The sequence below is a fragment of the Paenibacillus sp. VTT E-133291 genome (assembly GCF_002264395.1).
GTDB classification, from domain to species: Bacteria; Bacillota; Bacilli; order Paenibacillales; family Paenibacillaceae; genus Paenibacillus_AQ; species Paenibacillus_AQ nitricinens.
In genome coordinates this window covers 1-18,222 of sequence record NZ_NFVA01000053.1, presented here as the reverse complement: position 1 = coordinate 18,222, position 18,222 = coordinate 1, and the positions used below count along the sequence as shown (strand labels likewise).

Annotated in this window: 18 protein-coding genes; 6 read left to right on the top strand and 12 right to left on the bottom strand. The window is 45.3% G+C overall.

Going from position 1 to position 18,222, the window contains the following annotated elements; translation table 11 throughout:
- The first annotated feature begins 1 nt into the window (after window position 1).
- The 3 genes from phnE (CA598_RS19785) (at window position 2) to CA598_RS19775 (ending at window position 2,493) form a co-directional block, all read left to right on the top strand.
- Complete coding sequence (gene phnE, locus CA598_RS19785) at window positions 2-793, top strand: phosphonate ABC transporter, permease protein PhnE (RefSeq protein WP_094877602.1); 792 nt, start codon at window positions 2-4, stop codon at window positions 791-793.
- A complete protein-coding gene (gene phnE, locus CA598_RS19780) occupies window positions 790-1,593 on the top strand; it encodes a phosphonate ABC transporter, permease protein PhnE (RefSeq protein WP_094877601.1) in 804 nt (267 codons plus the stop codon). Before phnE (CA598_RS19785) ends, phnE (CA598_RS19780) begins: the two co-directional genes overlap by 4 nt.
- Window positions 1,594-1,761: 168 nt before the next feature.
- Window positions 1,762-2,493, top strand: a complete 732-nt coding sequence (locus tag CA598_RS19775) for a ZIP family metal transporter (protein ID WP_094877600.1) — start codon at window positions 1,762-1,764, stop codon at window positions 2,491-2,493.
- 123 nt (window positions 2,494-2,616) lie between these two features.
- Here CA598_RS19775 and CA598_RS19770 read toward each other — a convergent pair whose 3' ends face one another.
- Entirely contained in the window at window positions 2,617-3,606 is a 990-nt protein-coding gene (locus tag CA598_RS19770; protein ID WP_373455840.1) for an aldo/keto reductase, read from the bottom strand.
- A 94-nt stretch (window positions 3,607-3,700) separates the two neighbouring features.
- Window positions 3,701-4,549, bottom strand: a complete 849-nt coding sequence (locus tag CA598_RS19765; protein ID WP_094877598.1) for an AraC family ligand binding domain-containing protein — start codon at window positions 4,547-4,549, stop codon at window positions 3,701-3,703.
- 203 nt (window positions 4,550-4,752) lie between these two features.
- On the opposite strand from CA598_RS19765, the gene CA598_RS19760 reads away from it, so the two are divergent.
- Window positions 4,753-5,421: a general stress protein gene (locus CA598_RS19760; protein ID WP_094872343.1), complete on the top strand. Its 669-nt coding sequence runs from the start codon at window positions 4,753-4,755 to the stop codon at window positions 5,419-5,421.
- A gap of 95 nt (window positions 5,422-5,516) precedes the next feature.
- Here CA598_RS19760 and CA598_RS19755 read toward each other — a convergent pair whose 3' ends face one another.
- Window positions 5,517-6,449, bottom strand: a complete 933-nt coding sequence (locus tag CA598_RS19755) for a DMT family transporter (RefSeq protein WP_094877597.1) — start codon at window positions 6,447-6,449, stop codon at window positions 5,517-5,519.
- Between the two features lie 161 nt (window positions 6,450-6,610).
- On the opposite strand from CA598_RS19755, the gene CA598_RS19750 reads away from it, so the two are divergent.
- The gene (locus tag CA598_RS19750; protein ID WP_256990565.1) at window positions 6,611-8,020 is read left to right on the top strand and encodes an aminotransferase-like domain-containing protein; all 1,410 of its coding nucleotides are present in this window, start codon (window positions 6,611-6,613) and stop codon (window positions 8,018-8,020) included.
- Window positions 8,021-8,156: 136 nt separating this feature from the next.
- Entirely contained in the window at window positions 8,157-8,837 is a 681-nt protein-coding gene (locus CA598_RS19745; RefSeq protein WP_094877595.1) for a hypothetical protein, read from the top strand.
- A gap of 405 nt (window positions 8,838-9,242) precedes the next feature.
- Here the strand turns inward: CA598_RS19745 and CA598_RS19740 are convergent, their stop codons facing one another.
- From CA598_RS19740 to CA598_RS19700, 9 genes are all read right to left on the bottom strand, one after another.
- A complete protein-coding gene (locus tag CA598_RS19740) occupies window positions 9,243-10,652 on the bottom strand; it encodes a nucleoside recognition domain-containing protein (RefSeq protein WP_094872337.1) in 1,410 nt (469 codons plus the stop codon).
- The gene (locus CA598_RS19735; RefSeq protein ID WP_094872336.1) at window positions 10,630-11,361 is read right to left on the bottom strand and encodes a FeoB small GTPase domain-containing protein; all 732 of its coding nucleotides are present in this window, start codon (window positions 11,359-11,361) and stop codon (window positions 10,630-10,632) included. The genes CA598_RS19740 and CA598_RS19735 overlap by 23 nt, the downstream gene beginning before the upstream one ends.
- Window positions 11,358-11,612 (bottom strand): FeoA family protein, encoded by a 255-nt coding sequence (locus CA598_RS19730; protein WP_060621666.1) that lies wholly within the window; start codon window positions 11,610-11,612, stop codon window positions 11,358-11,360. Before CA598_RS19730 ends, CA598_RS19735 begins: the two co-directional genes overlap by 4 nt.
- A gap of 276 nt (window positions 11,613-11,888) precedes the next feature.
- Window positions 11,889-12,347 carry an SRPBCC domain-containing protein gene (locus tag CA598_RS19725; protein WP_094877594.1) on the bottom strand — a complete coding sequence of 153 codons (459 nt, stop codon included), beginning with the start codon at window positions 12,345-12,347 and terminating at the stop codon, window positions 11,889-11,891.
- A 105-nt stretch (window positions 12,348-12,452) separates the two neighbouring features.
- The gene (locus CA598_RS19720) at window positions 12,453-13,409 is read right to left on the bottom strand and encodes a helix-turn-helix transcriptional regulator (RefSeq protein WP_094877593.1); all 957 of its coding nucleotides are present in this window, start codon (window positions 13,407-13,409) and stop codon (window positions 12,453-12,455) included.
- A gap of 86 nt (window positions 13,410-13,495) precedes the next feature.
- A complete protein-coding gene (locus CA598_RS19715; RefSeq protein ID WP_094877592.1) occupies window positions 13,496-15,442 on the bottom strand; it encodes an FtsX-like permease family protein in 1,947 nt (648 codons plus the stop codon).
- Window positions 15,417-16,187: an ABC transporter ATP-binding protein gene (locus CA598_RS19710; protein ID WP_094872330.1), complete on the bottom strand. Its 771-nt coding sequence runs from the start codon at window positions 16,185-16,187 to the stop codon at window positions 15,417-15,419. Before CA598_RS19710 ends, CA598_RS19715 begins: the two co-directional genes overlap by 26 nt.
- Window positions 16,188-16,416: 229 nt before the next feature.
- On the bottom strand, window positions 16,417-17,415 hold the full coding sequence (locus CA598_RS19705) for a sensor histidine kinase (protein WP_094877591.1): 999 nt from the start codon (window positions 17,413-17,415) through the stop codon (window positions 16,417-16,419).
- Window positions 17,412-18,110 carry a response regulator transcription factor gene (locus tag CA598_RS19700; RefSeq protein WP_094872327.1) on the bottom strand — a complete coding sequence of 233 codons (699 nt, stop codon included), beginning with the start codon at window positions 18,108-18,110 and terminating at the stop codon, window positions 17,412-17,414. Before CA598_RS19700 ends, CA598_RS19705 begins: the two co-directional genes overlap by 4 nt.
- Window positions 18,111-18,222: the final 112 nt, after the last annotated feature.

Below are 18,222 nucleotides of genomic sequence, written 5' to 3'. Positions count from 1 at the left end.
GATGAGTGTGAATGCAGAGAAGCTACATCCCAAACCGCCAAGGAAGATAAAGCATTATTTTACAGCCTTTATATTAGTAGTATTACTATGGAGAAGTGCGGTCTTGACCGATTCATCCTTAGGAGAGCTAATCTCTGGTCTGCCGAATATGTTTGATCTGCTTAAGGAAATGTTCCCTCCAAACTGGGGGTATTTTGACAATATTATAGATGCGATGCTGGAGACGATCCGGATGGCACTAGTCGGTACAACGTTTGGTGCCATTCTCGCGGTTCCCGTTGCACTGCTGTGTGCAAGCAATATTACGCACAGCCGATGGCTTCATTATCCGGTGCGTATGCTGCTGAATTTGATCCGCACCATTCCCGATCTACTGCTGGCTTCTATTTTTGTTGCCATCTTCGGACTCGGTGCACTTCCAGGGATCTTTGCTTTGACAGTATTTTCGCTGGGGCTGATCGCTAAGCTTACCTATGAAGCGTTGGAGACGATTGAACAGGGGCCTTTGGAAGCCATGACTTCAGTCGGAGCGAATAAGACTCAACGAATTATCTTCGGAGTCATTCCGCAAGTACAGGCTCATTTCATGTCTTATGTGCTGTATGCTTTTGAAATCAATGTCCGTGCTGCAGCGGTTCTAGGTCTGGTAGGAGCGGGCGGAATCGGCCATTACTATGAAGTGACATTAGGTTTCTTAGAATACGATAAGACTTGCACCATTATCTTGTTCACATTAGCAGTAGTATTGATTATTGATTATGTAAGCACTAAGCTGCGGGAGAAATTAATATGAGTAAATCATGGAATACCCTTGTCCCCAAACCTCGTAAAAACCGCTTCCGCTGGCTGATTTATGTGGCATTAGCGGCAGTATATATTTGGGCTTTTTCGGGAGTACCGTTTAATGGATTTAAAGAAACCGCCGGGATCATTACTAAGGCAATCTTTGCTGGGATATTCTCACCTGATTGGGCCTTCGTTTATTTACCGGATGGGGAGGATCTGCTTCGGGGCTTGCTTGAGACGTTAGCAATTTCAATCTTAGGGACTTTTATCTCGACCTTTTTATGTATTCCTTTTGCATTTTGGGCAGCCGTCAATATGAGTAAGGGAAAGGCTATTTCAAGTTCCGGTAAGCTGGTATTAAGTTTTATACGGACATTCCCTGAGATCATTATGGCCTTGCTGTTCATCAAGGCTGTTGGGCCGGGTTCATTTGCGGGTGTACTGGCTCTGGGTCTGCATTCCGTGGGCATGCTCGGCAAATTGTTCGCGGATGAGATTGAGAATATTGATAACGGTCCACTTGAGGCTTTAATCTCATCTGGTGCCAGCCGTATGCAGGTGTTATGGTTTGCTGTTGTGCCACAGGTATTGCCAGGCTTTCTATCCTATACTTTATACAGGTTCGAAATTAATGTTCGTTCGGCTACGATTCTGGGTATGATTGGGGCAGGTGGGATTGGCACACCGTTAATCTTCGCACTCAGTTCACGGAATTGGGATCGTGTCGGGATCATACTATTAGGCATCATTGTGATGATTACGATTATTGATTTGATTTCCGGCATGATTCGGAAGAAGCTAGTGTAACGGAATCGCATTATTACAGGTTAGACAAGACCTCCTTAGGGTATGAATCATACCTATGGGAGGTCTTTTAATGATTAACGTATCCTTCGGAAAAGCTATATAAGTACTAATATTTTTTGTGTTAACATATGTTGGTCTATCCGAACTTGTACCAAAGGAGTTGAAAGCTTGGAATCTGCGCTTATTGGGAGCTTTGTATCGGCAATGGCTACCGTTCTTGGAGCATTTCCGATCTTGTTCGTGAAGAGGTTATCTGAGAAATGGAAGGACGTTCTCGTGGCTTTTACTGCAGGTATAATGGTATCGGCTTCTACATTTGGACTCATGCCACAAGCGATTAAAGAATCAGGTATTATCGCTTTAACCTTAGGTCTGATTACAGGAGTGCTGTTGCTTGATTTAATTGAAAACAACATCCCGCATATCGACGTGGAGAATAAACCCGGATATACCAATATGGATTCGAAGGCACTGCTCGTTTTGATTGCGCTGTTTATTCATAACATCCCAGAAGGTCTCAGTACAGGATTCAGTTATGCCAGCGAGCAGGCGAGTCTGGGTCCGACCGTGGCAATAGCTATTGGTGCGCAAAACATGCCAGAAGGATTAATACTCGCAGTCTTCCTGATGAATTCTAGAACAAGCAAGCTAAAAGCGTTGGGAATCGTTACACTTACCGGACTAATGGAGATGGTGTCTGCGGTTATTGGGTATTTCACTGCAAGCTACCTACAGAATGTAGTGGGCTATGGTCTCGCTTTTGCCGCAGGAGCGATGCTCTTTATCGTCTACAAGGAGCTGATTCCGGAGAGTCACGGTCATGGTTACGAACGGCCTTCGACGTATTCATTTATTTTTGGATTATTAATTATGGTGTATATCACGCAGATCTTTGGGTGAGTAGCGCATAAATCTACCCGTACTGAAGACATACAATATCTATATCAAAAAGAAGACCCATGAAGCGCCAGAGCAGCTTAAGCTGCCTGACCTCATTGGCCGTCTTTATGGTTTAATCTATAATTATCCTCGCAAAATTGTCTCGATTTGCTCCAGCTCTTCTGCGCTTAGCTCCGGTGCATTCAAGGAAGCGACAGCATCTTCAATCTGGCTCACCTTACTCGCGCCGATCAGAGCAGAAGTGACTTTACCTCCGCGGAGTACCCAAGACAATGCTAGCTGAGACATTTTTTGTCCACGTGCAGCAGCAATCTCGTTCAGCTTGCGAACTTTGCCAATCGCCTCTTCAGTAATAGCATTCTCGGACAGGAATACACTAGGTCCAGCAGCACGAGAATCAGGAGCGATTCCGTTTAGATAGCGGTCTGTCAGAATGCCTCCTTGTAGTGGGGAGAACACAATCGAACCGATACCTTCCTCAGCCAATACATCCTGCAAGCCATCTTCAATCCAGCGGGACATCATGGAGTAGTTAGGTTGATGAATCAGGCATGGCGTTCCGAGTCGACGCAGAATTTGTGCCGCTTCGCGTGTCTGTTCAGGGTTGTAATTCGAAATCCCAACATACAGCGCTTTACCTTGACGTACAATAAGATCCAGCGCAGCCATAGTCTCTTCCAGTGGTGTATTCGGATCTGGACGGTGGTGATAGAAAATATCTACATAATCAAGGCCCATACGTTTCAAGCTTTGATCCAGACTGGAGACGAGATATTTCTTGGAGCCCCATTCGCCATAAGGACCGGCCCACATATAATATCCGGCCTTAGTAGAGATGACCATTTCATCACGATAAGGAGCAAGATCCTTCTTAAGGATTTGACCAAAGCTTTCTTCTGCGGAGCCAGCTGGGGGACCGTAGTTATTAGCGAGATCAAAATGCGTGATTCCAAGATCGAAAGCTCTTCTTGCCATCGCGCGACCATTCTCGAATAAGTCGTTTCCGCCAAAGTTATGCCATAGTCCAAGTGAGATCGCCGGAAGGAGTAGACCGCTTTTTCCAGTGCGGTTATATTTCATATTGTCATATCTGGTAGCGCTTGCGTTATACATCATTAGTTCCTCCTAAAAAGACTTATTTCTGATTAAGTTACGTCCTTATTGTAGCGAAAGATCCCGGACAAACGTATGTCAGCAAGGAAGAAGTTTATAGCACAATGTCATTTTTGAGATGACGGACACGGTATTCTTTTGGAGAACAACCTTTCACCTTCTTGAACATCCGCGAAAAGAGTAAGGGGTCCTGATAGCCGACGGAACGCGAGATCTCACCAATAGTACAGAAGGTTTCTGTCAGAAGCTCGCATGCTTTAGCGACACGGTAATTCAATAAATACTGCTGTGGTGGCATACCAATGGTCCGTTTGAACAAGGAAGATAAATATTTGCGATCCAGCTTGAGAGAAGAAGACAGCATTTCCACCGAAATGTTCTCACAATAATGTGTATGCAAAAAGTGCAGACTTTGCTCGACGTAAATACTCTTTTGACGCGGTAAAGGAAGTACATCCGGAATAGCTGGCACCGCTTGTAGTAAGAGGGAGAAAAAATCATACATAATCGCTTTTAGCGGCAGGTCAAGACAATCTGAAGTGTCGGCTGCTTCTGTCAGACGTTCGTAGAGATTAGGCATAAGCTGTTCATCCATCGGGAAGATTGGCTGCTCAGGCGACAAGGAGGTTTTGGATAAAATATAAGATACCTGTTCTCCGGTAAAGGCTACCCAGGAATAGATCCAGGGATTAGTCAGGTCCGCTGCATAAGAAGTAACGATATGAGGGTAAGTAAGAAAAGCTTGTCCCGCTTGCAGGATATGGGTCTGTTCACCCACAGATACCTTTCCAGTTCCCTCATGAATGAAATGTATTTTGTAAACGTCACGAACCCCGGGTCCGAAAAAATGCCCAGGCAGACACTGCTCCCGCCCCCAGTAATGGAGATGCAGATCGGGATTACCTCTGAAGGGTCGCTCAGAATTATAATTAAATATCGCCATGAATGCTTCAGTCTCTTTCTTTTATAGAGTTAACTTAAGGGTGATTGTGCCCACTTTCTTTTATTATACAGCATATTTTAGTGGGAACATTACTTGGAATGGTTTGCGAATTCTGTGATAGAAGTTTATCCCAGCTCAGTTTGGTTAAGTAAGCTATGAAGCTGAACGTATGAGCTAACTTTGATCACTAGGAGGTAATGGAGATGAATAAGAGAATAGTGGGTGTCTTTGCTGCCGAATACGAAGCTTCGAGGGTTATTGAAGAGTTGAAACGTCAAGGCTGCAGAACAGAGGATATATCGATTATCGCGAGAAATTCAGAGAGTGCGGATACGATTAGAGATGAATCAGGGACCCAAGCGCCGGAAGGAATAGCTACTGGTGCAGCTACGGGTGGTCTGCTCGGTGGATTAACTGGGCTCTTGATGGGGATAGGCGCTTTGGCTATTCCAGGCATCGGGCCGATCATTGCAGCCGGACCGCTTGCGGCAACACTTGCTGGAGCGGCAATAGGTGCAGGCAGCGGTGGATTAGTAGGCGGCCTAATTGGACTTGGCATTCCTGAAGAGGAAGCCAAGCGTTACGATAACTACGTGGATGAAGGCCATATTCTTGTAATGGTGGATGTAGAGGGCGAGCAGAAGGAGGAAGAAGTGAAGCGGATCTTCGTACAGCATAATAGTCTGAATGGGGATCGTTTTGAGGATATTGCGAATATGAATACAGCTGAGAATCGAAATTATGATGGTAGTGTAAAGGAAAGCGATGCGCTCCGGGCAGCTGATCAACAAGAGGCGAGAAACCTAGCTCAAGCTACCGGAACTATGGATGCCATGGATACCTTAGCAAGTGAGCGCATTAGAAATAAATAAGAAATGAATAACTTTTAGTAAAAAACAGACTATTTCACTAGCCATGGGTGAGCTGCTGAGATAGCCTGTTTTTTGTGATTTTATAAAGAGTCAGGTCATATATTTGTTTTTTTTAACGCAGAGGTGCTGATCCTTCGCTTTAGCATTAATTGCTTCAAGGCGTCAGCGTTTACGAGGATAGTTCCGGCAATGATGGTGAATACACCGAGGATCGTAACCCAATTCACAGCTTCATTATAAAAGAAAAAGCCAACCCCTACGGCAATCGGTGGAGATATATATAGCCAGGTAGAAGGAAACACAGGATTTGTCTTAGCGACAAGCCAGTAGAACAATGAATGACCGACCATCGAGCCGATTACGATCAGATAGAGCAGTGAACCTGCTGTCTCGAAAGAAAGCAGAAACTCAGGATGTACATTTTCGGTGGCTAAGGAAAGAATGAATAATAACACTCCGCCATACATCATTTGGGCTGCATTTAGTGCGATGGGAGAGACCTCAGGCATACTGTTAATTACTTTTTTAGAATAAATTGCACCTACCGCGTAACAGCACTCCCCAATAAGGACAGCTGCGCAGCCGATGAGCCATAAAGGTGAAATATCAACGACAAGATTAGGAAGAACGAGCAGCAGTACGCCAGTCAACCCGATGATACAACCATATAGGGAGATGGCAGGTGCTTTTTGCCGAAGAATAGAAGTTTGGAGCAACAGAATCATGATCGGACCAGTGGCAGAGAGGACAGCTGCTAACCCAGAAGATACATATTGTTCGGCCCAGTAGAGACCTGCAAAGGTGCCAAAGGTTAACGCAGATCCGGTGAAGAGCATTTCTTTACGCAGGAGCAGGGAGAAGCTAGCCTTTCGTTTCCAGACCATCCATAGAAATAGAACAGCACCTGCCACAAAAAAGCGTAAGCCTGCTGAAAAGAAGGGCGGCGCACCAGCATCCACACCGATTTTGATAGCTAGAAAGGTCGTGCCGAAGATCAGACATACAAGTGCATAAGCGAATAAGATCATTTTGAAAGTCCCCTTTAGTGTGTGTATATAGCGATCCTTGAACCAGTCCGTTAATCATATAGGGGAGAACATAGAACAGATGATGTTGAATAGAACAGATGACTTTAGAAATCGTGTACAATACTGTAAATAGGAGTTGTTCGGAGAGGAGTTGCAGTGAAGTGAAAAAGTCAGCGAGCGTGGAGCATAATCATCCCTTATTCCGGCAGGTATATGAATTTTTAGTGAATCGCATGGAGCGAGGGGAGTGGGGGGCACATGATAAGCTTCCTTCTATACGGCTGCTGGCGGAGGAATTAAAGGTACATCGACTGACAGTATTCAAAGCGTATAGAATGCTGACAGAGGATGGGAAAGTTTATGTAAAAGATAAATCGGGTTATTACGTATCGCCTGTTAGCTTGGTTCCTATTGTAGAAAAAGGCGCAGCAGTCACTGCCTATGCGCTCACTAATCCTCTTTCGGATATACAGAGAATGCCTGCTAAGTATCAGTTCTCACAGGCGCTGATTGATCCAGGTCTTTTGCCAAATCTTTTTCTATCCGACTATGTCAAAAAAGTGTTCGATTTATATCCCAAGGTCATGGGGACGTACTCTTCGGTTCAGGGAGATGAGGAGTTACGGGAGACGCTAAGTCGTCATTTTCGTAAGAAGCATCGGTTACAGTTATCCTCGGAAGAGCTGCTTATTACTTCAGGTGCGCAGCAGGCGATCAATCTGATATCACGAATTGTGCTCGGGCCTATGGACACGGTGCTGGTGGAGCGACCGACCTACAGTGTGGCCATGGATATTTTTCGCCGGGAGGGGGCAAGGCTGATTCCGGTGGAGATCACTCCGATGGGCTATGACTTGGAGGAAGTTGAAGCTCTGATGAAAAAGCATAGACCGCGCATGTTCTATATCAATCCGACTCATCATAATCCAACTGGATATACGGTGCCAGCGCAGCAACGTAAACTGTTGGTCGAGCTTGCCGAGCGTTATCGCTGTCTGTTAGTCGAAGATGATCCGTTCCGCGATATGTATTTTGAAGAGGAGCCCCCGCCGCCCTTTTTTGCTTACGATACCGAAGGTTGGGTGATCTATATTAGCAGCTTCAGTAAATATGTAGCCCCAGGCTTACGGATCTGTGCGGTGGCTTGTCGTTATCCGTTTATGGAGCGCTTGATCACGGCCAAATCACTCGCGGACAATGGTACTCCGCTGCTTAACCAGAAGATATTCCTACATTACTACACGTCATCACGTTTGCAACAGCATCTCGGTAAGCTGCGGATTGCACTTCAGGTGCATAAGGAGATTGTAGAGGAGGAGCTGGCTGGGACCGGGTGGGAGTGGACGCCTCCACAAGGGGGGCTAAATCTGTGGGTGAAGCTGCCGGATCATCTCTCGGTGGAGCGATTGTTTGCCGCAAGTATGGCGCAGTCGATTGCTTTTGTGCCAGGAGAGCTGTTCGATCCGCTGGGGGAAATGAAGTCGAGCATTCGAATAAGCTACTCTTTTGCAAGCGAAGGGGTGCTACGTGAGGGGATTCAGCGGTTGATTGCAATTGCGCGGGGGGGATGAGTAAATTCAGAAGAGATGAGAGACTAGTGAAGTCTAATTCGGACGGAATGGATTAGATTTGTATAACTTGTTTGGGAATTGTTGTAACACTTTCCACGTTTGCTCCGTCTGTAAGATAAAGAAGGAGGTCATTAAGGTGCGAAAGGGTAATCTGCGAAATCCAGTGCTGATCATTCTAAGTATAACGTTAATATTTATGGCCTTGCTGACGGTGCGCCCCTCCGTTACTTATGCGTGTTCCTGTGTTGTACCTGCGGAACCACTTGAGGCGCTTGAATCAAGTTCAGCCGTCTTTACTGGGAAAGTAGTGGGCATAAAGGAGCCGAAGGGGACTATAATCTCATCTGCGGATCCAGTAAAAGTAACCTTTGAAATCGATTCCAGCTGGAAAGGGGTCGAGGGGAATAAAGTAACATTGACCACTGCTTTATCGTCTGCCAGCTGTGGGTTTGAATTCGTGGAAGGGGAAAGTTATATCGTCTATGCGTATGCTAATGACGAAGATGACTCTGGTAAATTAGAGGCCAGTTTATGCAGTCGAACGAAGCTGCTTGCTTCGGCATCGGAGGACCTGAAGGAGCTTGGATCTAGTATATCGGCAGGAACACCTACAGCTTCTCCGAAGGCAACATCGAATCCTTCGCCGAAATCTGCAGATGGGAATAATGAGTCGACGGATGTGGCGGGGAAACCAGCTGCGGAGAGCGATTCCGTACCACTTGTTAATGTAGGGATCAGTGGAGTCATTATCGTTCTGATAGCGATAACTGGCGCTGTGCTCTACCGTCGTAGAGATGGTGGAACGCGAAAAAAATGACACTAACTGTAGGGTCACGTTATGTGGTGATGAAATAAGCGGTCGCCGGAGAGTTATTCGGGCGGCCGCTTATTTATTTAAGCTGATCTTAATGAGATCAATAATTAGGGAATTCCTCCCTGTAATTTATCTTGTTTTAATCGATATCATCAATGTTCAGGGAATTCCTCCCTGTAATTCAGCAGAAATTGCCCATTTTGGCAATAATCCGCTCATTTATAGGGAGAATTTCCGCAAAAAGTTCAACTTTCACTTATAAAGTCCGAATTAGAGGGAGGATTTCCCTATAAATATTTCAAGGAGGTTAGAAATCTGTGAAACCAGCTGAAGTTAGGTAATGAAGGTGATGTAAGGTGCTGCAGGTAATCAAGGTGAAGAGGGGGAATTTCATGCCGCAAGCTTACGTCACACCCACCCGAACAACCGAGCAAGCTGAGCGACTGCAAAGGTTACTCCTATGGCGATACCGAGCGGAATGACTGCTGAGAGAACAGCCCACTTCATGCTTTTCGTCTCCTTATAGATGTTCACGAGCGTAGTGCCGCAAGGATAGTGGAGCAGGGAGAACAGCATCATGTTAAGCGCAGTCAGCCAAGTCCAGCCATGTGATAAAAAGACATCTTTGATGCTGCCCAAGCTGTCGATATCGACCATAGCGCCTGAGGACATATAGCCCATAAGCAGAATAGGCAGTACGATTTCATTCGCGGGAAGTCCGAGAATAAAGGCCATAATGATAAAGCCATCCATGCCGAGCATGTGTGCAAAAGGATCAAAGAAGGCAGCCATATGATTCAGGACAGAATCTCCACCAATAAACAGGTTGCCAAGAATCCAAGTGATAATACCGGCAGGGGCAGCAACAACGATAGCCCGAGTAAGTACGTTAAGCGACTTATCTTTTGAAGAAATAAGTATGGTCTTCCAAATTTGCGGCCGGCGATAGGGCGGGAGCTCCAGTGTGTAGTGTGTTGGAACACCGCGTAGCGCAGTTTTCGACATGACCCAGGAAACCGTCAGGGTAACGATGATACCGATTAGCACCATCCCCATAAGTACGGAGGCGGTGGTGAGGGTACGGAGTGCGCCTGTCGTAGCCGCTCCTGCCATGAATAAGGAAGACAATAGAATCAATGTCGGCCAACGGCCGTTACATGGAACGAAATTGTTAGTTAAAATCGCGAGCATCCGTTCACGCGGCGATTCGATGATTCGTGTGGAGAGGATCGCGGCGGCATTACAGCCGAAACCCATAGACATGGTCAAAGCTTGCTTGCCGTGACCACCTGATTTTTTGAACAACCGGTCCATGTTAAAAGCAACCCTCGGCAGATACCCGAAATTCTCAAGCAGTGCAAACACTGGAAAAAATATCATCATTGGTGGCAGCATGACACTGATAACCCATGAGGTTCCTCGATATAATCCAAGCACAAGTACACCGTGTAGCCAAGCGGGGGCATGAATCGCCGCAAATCCGGCCGTCAGATAACCTTCAATGAAGCCGAAGAAAGAAGCAAGCCAGCTTGAAGGATAGTTGGCGCCGGCAATCGTAATCCAGAACACGATACCGAGGATGGCGAGCATAATGGGGAATCCCCATATTTTTGAAGTTACGATATTATCCAGCTTATAAGTGCTGTTCAGCTTCTTCTTATCCCTATAGGTGACTGCATCCCCGCAGATGCCTGCGGATACGCCATAGATACCACTGACAATCTCATCCCGTATCGCTCCGCCGTCAGCGAGCTTTTTTGCTGTGGACAGCAAGGAATCTAGAGGATCTAATCCCTTAGTGATAGGCGGTGACTCCATGACCGATGACCTCCTTTGCTTCAGGCAATTCTTTATTTTTCATATTCTCCTTAAGCGAAGTTAGCAAGCTGTCGTCACCATCCAATAAGCGCAGTGCAATCCAGCGTGCTGGATATTTGCTGCCAATGGTTTGCTCTACCAGAGGTGTAAGCTCTGCGATCCCTCGTTCAATCTCTTCGTTATAAGTAATAACCAGCGGCTGTGCGGTGAAAGTGCCGGTAGCCACTCGCTCCACCTGATCCAATAACGCTTCAATACCGATTTTATTGCGAGCCGATATCGCTACAACTGGCACGCCGAGACGTTTGGAAATACGTTTCAGATTAATGTCGATACCGAGTTTACGGGCTTCATCGATGAGGTTGATGCAGACTACAGCCCGCCCGGTAATCTCCAGCACTTGCAAGGCAAGGTTGAGATTTCGTTCTAGCGAGGTAGCGTCAAGCACGACTAGTGTCACATCTGGCTGTTCAAAAATAATATAATCTCTAGCCGCTTCTTCATCAGCAGAATTCGAGTATAGGGAATAGGTACCAGGAAGATCTACTGCAAGATACGTATGGTCTTTATGCTTAAACTCGCCTTCAGCAGTAATGACGGTTTTACCTGCCCAGTTTCCTGTATGCTGGCGCATGCCGGTCAGCAGATTGAAAAGCGTGCTTTTTCCAGTGTTAGGATTGCCTGCAAAAGCGACAGTGAAATGACTCATGCTTCTACACCTCCGATGACTTCTCCAAATATTAAAGAGCTTTCTTCTCTACGTAATGCAATGGTCGTGTTGCTTACCCGAAAAGCTATAGGATCTCCTAAAGGACTACGTCGCAACACCTCAACGGCATTACCGACTACAAACCCGAGATCCAGTAATCTTCTTCTAAGCACACCCTGAACTTCAATGCCGCTGATGCGCAACATACTGCCTTTAGCCGCTTCTGATAATGGAATACTAGTTCCCGACATAAGAACCCCCTTCTTTCAGTTATTGTATATTTGTATTTTTATGGTTATTATTTTGTGCAATGGAATTTTTCTTGTGGACTGACACAATATTAGTATATGTGAACAACTTTGTCCCTGCAACAAGAATGTTTCCCTAAGGCAAAATTAATTTAGACGCAGAAAAGCCCCTAACGGAAAGAAGGCTTGCGCTCTCCAGCCAAGGGGCTAAGATTGAGTCTACTCATAGGCTTGTCTTTAATTGAAATAGTCTAATCCAAGGTTTTATTAGTCGTGAAGTTACGTCCAGCTGCCAAAATCAAGCGTGCGTCCGGTTTCCACCAAGGTTTTAATATTACTTAGAACTTGCCACCATGCGTTGATACTGCCAGCATACGAAGGATCTTCAGGATGCCATTCATCATGTATAAGCGTGAGCTTAGTGGTTTCACCTACCGTTTCAAGCAGCCAGGAAATACGCGATTCATATCTTTCATGTCCTTGATGATAGGAGGGGCCGACCTTATGCGTGAAACGCAGTGCTTTTTGCGGAGTAAACTCCAGCAGCGTTCCATACACATGTAATGTTTCATCTCCATCTTCTCCAGGACCTACATATTCCAATAATTCGCCTTCCTTAAAAGTTGAATGGATTACGCTCCCGTAATAAATCTGTTTGGTACCTTCCGGAGAGATCAGAGTGTCCCATACCTGCTCAGGTGTGCCGCCAATATAAAATTCATAGTGAAGTTCTTTCATTCGTTATTCCTCCTTGGTTTGTAGCCTCATTTATTCCCATAGACTTATTTACACTATACAAAAGGATCACTGACAACTACGGTCAGTGATCCCAAGAAAATGATCTTAAACTTTATAATAAGCTGCTAGATCGGTAGCGATAGAGAAAAGTTTTTGTTTCAGAGCCAGAGGCTCTAGAATTCGTAACGTTGTTCCGTAGGGCAATAAGAAATATGGCATATAAGTTAGTAAAGAAGTTTCATCTACTTGAAAGCTGGCTTGTCCGTCGATGCGCTGGATCAGTGTATATCCGAACAACCAGTGGCTGCATAGATCGTTTAAGATTCCCTCGTCAGATGCGATGACTACTGTAACTAGTTTCTCTTCAGTATTACGTGTAGGCAGTAAGCTCTTTAACAAAAAATCACGTGCAGAGAAGTCAGCAGGACGAGAAAACACAGCTTCTGTACGGTGTAGTTCAGTTATTCTATCGACTCGAAAGCTACGAATCTCTTGTCTCTGATGGCAATAAGCAACGGTGTACCATTGCCCTTTCCACAGTACAAGCCCATAAGGATCAATGGCGCGTGAGGAGGTTGTCTCTCCATTTCCTTTGCGATATTCCATTTGAAGGGTATGTCCATTAGCCGTCCCTAATTCTAGCTCTTGCAGTAGATGGGGAAGCGGAACGGTAGGGGAGTGGATAGTCTCAATCCCACTTTCATGGCGCTCCATTTGTTCTAATTGCTGTGCATTGCTGTACCGTTTCAGTTTGGAAATCGCTTGATTTAGCGCTTCTACATAAGGATATCCGGTTCCACGGGCAAAGGAGGCTGCTTGCAGAAGGGAACGTTGTTCATCAGTGTCAAAGAATAATGGAGCCTCGAAAAAATGCTCCGGAAGGCTATACCCCCCACCAGGTCCGCTATCCGCGATAATGGGAACACCACTGATACATAGTGCGTCGATGTAACGGTAAACGGAGCGGACACTGATCTCTAACGCTTCCGCCAGTTCCCCGGCCGTTCTTCCCCGCTGCTTGAGCATCCAGAGAATGGATAACATGTGGTCAGCCTTAGACATGTATGCGGAACCTCCTTGCTAGGTTTATTGAATAATATAGCAAGTGTAACGTGTAAGTACGGTTCAGCCAACACAAAGAGAAGTATTTATACCATTATTTTTTTAAGACTATGAATGTACCGGGATCGCGCAATAATGAAATAAAGAGTCTGCACAGCAAGGAATGTACCGGATGTCATTAGCACGGGAAGCGTGACATCGGTGATATTCATTTGCTTCAGGATGGGCCGAATCACGACAAGGGTCTGAATGGTGGCAATCACAATCGGAATATAAAAGAGCACAGAGATCTGTTTGGTAGCAGAAGCTGACATTTCTTTGGTACTTAAACCGATTTTGGATAAAGCGGTGTACATTTGCTTATCTGTGTTCAGCTCGGTATGAAGCTTAAAAAAGAGAAAGCTGGCCGATGAAAGTGAAAAGATCAAAGCGATAAAGATGCCAATAAAACTAAATATGGCTGTTCCCTGTTTGGTTGATAGATAGCTGTCCGCTCGCGCTGTTAGTAAGCCGTTGTATTGATGATTATTAGCACTGTTGGATACTTTACTCCACTGGATAAGTTCTCTGGTGATCACAGCTTCAGGGGAGTTATCCTCAGGCGTAGGGCCATCCCATGCAGGGATTTTATATAGATATCGTACATAGGGCCTTGTGTATTCCGCTGCTGAAGAAAACTTATCATAAAAACCGTCATCTACGATTAAGAGTGAGCTTGCCATGGGGTCCATTGGATGTATCTTTGGCGTTCGAAATTCTTTTAGCAGCAGCTCTTCATCTTTCTGATTTTTCAAAAGAATCGTTCGATTCACAGCGTAATTCTGTGTCTCTATATGAGGGCTTAGCATTAATACAGCTTCTTTCTCAGATAGGGGTCCCACCTCGGGCACATTCATTTGCGGAGCCAATTGATTGAACTCTGATCGGGAGATGATATCAAGGTTAAGGAGGGTTTCTTTATCGATTCCTTGAATGGAAGCGGAGATTAGATCAACCTTATTCTCTGTATATTCGACTTTAGCATTCAGTAATTTATTATGAATCGGTTCTAAGTCTGGCGCTTTTCCCTTCGGATTATAGCTCGAATAGTTTATAGCGAATGGTGTTTTTTTATAGTGCTCTGTATTCGCTTGATTAATGGACAAAAGAAATCCAGCAGCCATGCAAGCAATCGAAGTGACTACTGTAACAAGAAACAGCATTCTTGCATTGTCTTTGATCTTGTAGCTCATCTCAGAAATCCACAGCAGATTGGTCCCACGCCAAAGTCGTTTACGACGCAGCTTAAGTAGGCGTATCCCTAGTACGGATAACTGAGAGTAGAAAAAGTAGGTTCCGGCAATACCTGTGACAGCAGCAACCAATAGTGAGCTCGGAGATAATTGCTTACGAATCGCGAGAGCTCCAGCAGTCAACAGCAGAAATCCGAACAGCGAGAACAACCAGGAGACACGGGGTTCTTTTTTAGGTTTAACATTTCCCTTAAGTAATTCAAGGACTTGATGCTTGCGAATAAACAATAATGTGAAGATCGAAATGACCAGAAATAATGAAATGAATGAGATAGAGGTCATCACTAACGCCTTCATTGGCCAATAAAATGGTAGAGGGTCCATGCCCATAATGGTCGTACTCAGCAGCAAGAATAGCTTGGATAAAAGCATTCCGAAAGACATACCTGTGACGATAGAGAGCAGTCCGATGAGCATATTTTCGATAAGAATCAGCTTGTTGATCTGGCCTGGACGTGCACCTAAGATCATCAGTAGGCCGAACTCCAAATTACGCATTTTCAGGAAAGCACTAATCGAGTATAGGACAAAAAAGAAAGCAAAGATAAACACAATATAAGAAGCGATTTGCATGCCGGCGGCTGAATTCAGGCCTAGCTTGATGTTCGTAACCCCAGGATGGTAAATAAACACGGAATATGAAAAAAAGATCATGACCATAAAAGCACTGCTTAAGAAAAAAGCAAAATAAGCCCGCGAATTACGCCGCACATTGTTAAACGCGAATTGAGGAAAGTTCATGACTATTCCCTCCCCAAAATGAAAGTGTGTCGATGATTTTTTGGAAGAAGGTTTGACGGTTATCTCCACGATGAATTTCTGCCGCTAGTTTTCCGTCTTTTATAAAGACGATTCGGTTGCAGTAGCTCGCTGCCAGTGGATCATGCGTTACAAGCATTATCGTCGTGCCCTCTTTATGATTAATATTCTCCAGCGATTCCATCACCGTACGTGAAGAATTAGAGTCAAGCGCACCTGTAGGCTCGTCTGCCAATATAATTGAAGGAGAGGTGATGATTGCCCGGGCAATTGCGGTCCGCTGACGTTGGCCACCCGAAATTTCATAGGTGCGTTTGCTCAGAATATCGGTAATGTTTAAGCGTTCTGCGACTCTTTGCAGCAAAATCTCCATCTGCGAGAGTTTACGATTGTCCAGCGTTAGGGGCAGTACAATATTCTCAGCAACGGTTAATGTCTCAAGCAGGTTAAAATCCTGAAACACAAAGCCTAGTTGTTTGCGGCGAAAGTGTGCGAGCTCTTTTTTATTCAAAAGATAAGGGTTGCTGCCATTGATATTCACCTCACCAGAGGAGGGCTGGTCGATCGTGGAAACCATGTTAAGCAGTGTTGTTTTACCGCTACCGGAGGGGCCCATGATGCCTACAAATTCACCTTTTTCAATATTGAGATGGATATCGGTGAGAGCTTGGGTCGCTATTTTCCCGGGGTATACCTTATGAAGTCCTTTGACCTCTAAAACATTCATATCATCCATTCCTTCCGTTGCAAAATTGAGTTTCTCATCCCTCACGAAGCGGGGACGGGTTATGTATATAATGTATAAAATTGAGCGATAAGCTGCTATGGATTTACCTTAACGTTATCTTACAACGTGCTTAAGGTTATGTTCGTACTGGACTGGGATGAACAGATATGCAAAGAAGAAGAACCTCAAAGCCATGATTGCTGACTACGAAGTCCTCTCGTTCTTATCTCTATAGATGATTGCTATTGCTGAATATGAGTCGCACACGGGTTCCTTCTCCGAGTTGAGATTGAATTTCCACCTTATGTTCAAGCCTGCTGCAAATCTCCCTTACGAGGTACAGACCCATACCTGTCGATTCATGATAATGGCGTCCACGATCCCCCGTAAAGTAGGGATTAAACACACGCTTTAGATCTTCAGGAGAAATGCCGATGCCTTGATCGGTAATATCCAGAACCGTGTCGGTGCCCACACGCTGGGCTGAGAGGGTAACAGTTTTAGCAGTATTGGATGCGGGGGTATAATTCACGGCATTGGTTAAGATTTGTGTCAGCATAAACATCAACCATTTGGCATCGCTATATACTGCTAGATTGGCATCCACCTGTACATCTACTTGTATACCTCTGCGTATGAATAGTCTGCGATTCTCGGCTACCGCCTCACTAACTATTTTGCGCAGAAGTAACGGTTCAACCTGAAAGTCATTTTCAAATCGGTCAAGCCTTGCCGTGTAAATAACCATCTCCAGCCCCCCGCGCAGACGTTCTAATTCCTCCTGAATACTTGCGGCGGTTTCCTCTTCAAGATCCTTTAGCGTGAGCTGAATGACAGAGAGTGGAGTCTTCATCTGATGAACCCAGCGATTCATGAATACGATATGCTGATTCATCTGGCGGACATGCCCATTTACCTGCTCCTGATACTGACGGTCAATAAGCTGCAATAGCTCATGAATTGCTTCTGACAGAGGCGTATCCCCTAAGGATACGGGATGATTTTGGAGTGAGTCCATAGGATCGCTTAGTGCTGCATACAATTTCCGGTGCTGAACATATCGGTAGCCTAAAAATAGTAAAAGAACTACGGTGCTAAGGGCGATTCCATAGAGCATGATAGAGATCGGTCGGTTCTCACCAGACAGCCAATACAGCAAGGGAATAAGCAACATTTGAAGCAGATAGAACAGGATTAGCGGAATCTGGTCTTTCCAAAATAGCCTCATGGCATATCCTTAGTGACATTAAGCCGATACCCAGCGCCTCTTACAGTTTCCACAATATCGCCAAGACCAAGATCCTTGAGTTTTTTGCGGACACGGGTTATGTACACATTTAATGTATTGTCATCTATAAAATGCTGATCCTTCCACATGAGATCAAGTAGACGCTCCCGGTTAACGACGCGTCCTTCTTTTAGCAATAAGGCCTCCAGCAGAACGGATTCTTTTTGAGTCAGCTCGCTAGTATGTCCGTCGTATTGGATGACATAACGTTCAGGATAGAGAATTAAGCCTCCAGACTGGAGCTTATGCTCTTCCTGGGTCTGTGAGTAAGATCCGTATACTCTGCGGATGTGGCTGCGGATTTTGGCAAGCACAACCTCATAGTGAAAAGGTTTGGTGATATAATCATCCCCGCCATTCTCTAGCGCCATCACCTGATCCATTCCACTGTCCCGTGCAGAGATGAATAGAATAGGGCAGAGAGAGAGCGAACGAATCTGGCGGCACCAGTAAAATCCATCGTATTTTGGCAGATTGACGTCCAGCAGAACAACGTCCGGATGAGTGTCATTAAAAATCTCCAGTACCCTGTTGAAATCCTCTATTATCACCGTACGAAATTCATATTTAGATAGATACGTGCTTAAAAGGCTCGCAAGTTTAGCATCGTCCTCTATGATTAGAATCGTTTCCATATATTCACTCCTTTGTTCAGTTATACAGTACCATGGACAAGGAAAAATATGCAAAAGTGAGTCAAGCCTAGCCTTCCGGCAGCCCCAACCCCAACCCCAACCCCAACCCCAA

Excerpts from the sequence above, each read along its gene's own strand:
- phnE (WP_094877602.1), top strand. The coding sequence starts at position 2 with ATGAGTGTGAATGCAGAGAAGCTACATCCCAAACCGCCAAGGAAGATA.
- phnE (WP_094877601.1), top strand. The coding sequence starts at position 790 with ATGAGTAAATCATGGAATACCCTTGTCCCCAAACCTCGTAAAAACCGC.
- CA598_RS19770 (WP_373455840.1), bottom strand. The coding sequence starts at position 3,606 with ATGTATAACGCAAGCGCTACCAGATATGACAATATGAAATATAACCGC.
- CA598_RS19765 (WP_094877598.1), bottom strand. The coding sequence starts at position 4,549 with ATGGCGATATTTAATTATAATTCTGAGCGACCCTTCAGAGGTAATCCC.
- CA598_RS19760 (WP_094872343.1), top strand. The coding sequence starts at position 4,753 with ATGAATAAGAGAATAGTGGGTGTCTTTGCTGCCGAATACGAAGCTTCG.
- CA598_RS19755 (WP_094877597.1), bottom strand. The coding sequence starts at position 6,449 with ATGATCTTATTCGCTTATGCACTTGTATGTCTGATCTTCGGCACGACC.
- CA598_RS19740 (WP_094872337.1), bottom strand. The coding sequence starts at position 10,652 with ATGGAGTCACCGCCTATCACTAAGGGATTAGATCCTCTAGATTCCTTG.
- CA598_RS19735 (WP_094872336.1), bottom strand. The coding sequence starts at position 11,361 with ATGAGTCATTTCACTGTCGCTTTTGCAGGCAATCCTAACACTGGAAAA.
- CA598_RS19730 (WP_060621666.1), bottom strand. The coding sequence starts at position 11,612 with ATGTCGGGAACTAGTATTCCATTATCAGAAGCGGCTAAAGGCAGTATG.
- CA598_RS19725 (WP_094877594.1), bottom strand. The coding sequence starts at position 12,347 with ATGAAAGAACTTCACTATGAATTTTATATTGGCGGCACACCTGAGCAG.
- CA598_RS19720 (WP_094877593.1), bottom strand. The coding sequence starts at position 13,409 with ATGTCTAAGGCTGACCACATGTTATCCATTCTCTGGATGCTCAAGCAG.
- CA598_RS19715 (WP_094877592.1), bottom strand. The coding sequence starts at position 15,442 with ATGAACTTTCCTCAATTCGCGTTTAACAATGTGCGGCGTAATTCGCGG.
- CA598_RS19710 (WP_094872330.1), bottom strand. The coding sequence starts at position 16,187 with ATGAATGTTTTAGAGGTCAAAGGACTTCATAAGGTATACCCCGGGAAA.
- CA598_RS19705 (WP_094877591.1), bottom strand. The coding sequence starts at position 17,415 with ATGAGGCTATTTTGGAAAGACCAGATTCCGCTAATCCTGTTCTATCTG.
- CA598_RS19700 (WP_094872327.1), bottom strand. The coding sequence starts at position 18,110 with ATGGAAACGATTCTAATCATAGAGGACGATGCTAAACTTGCGAGCCTT.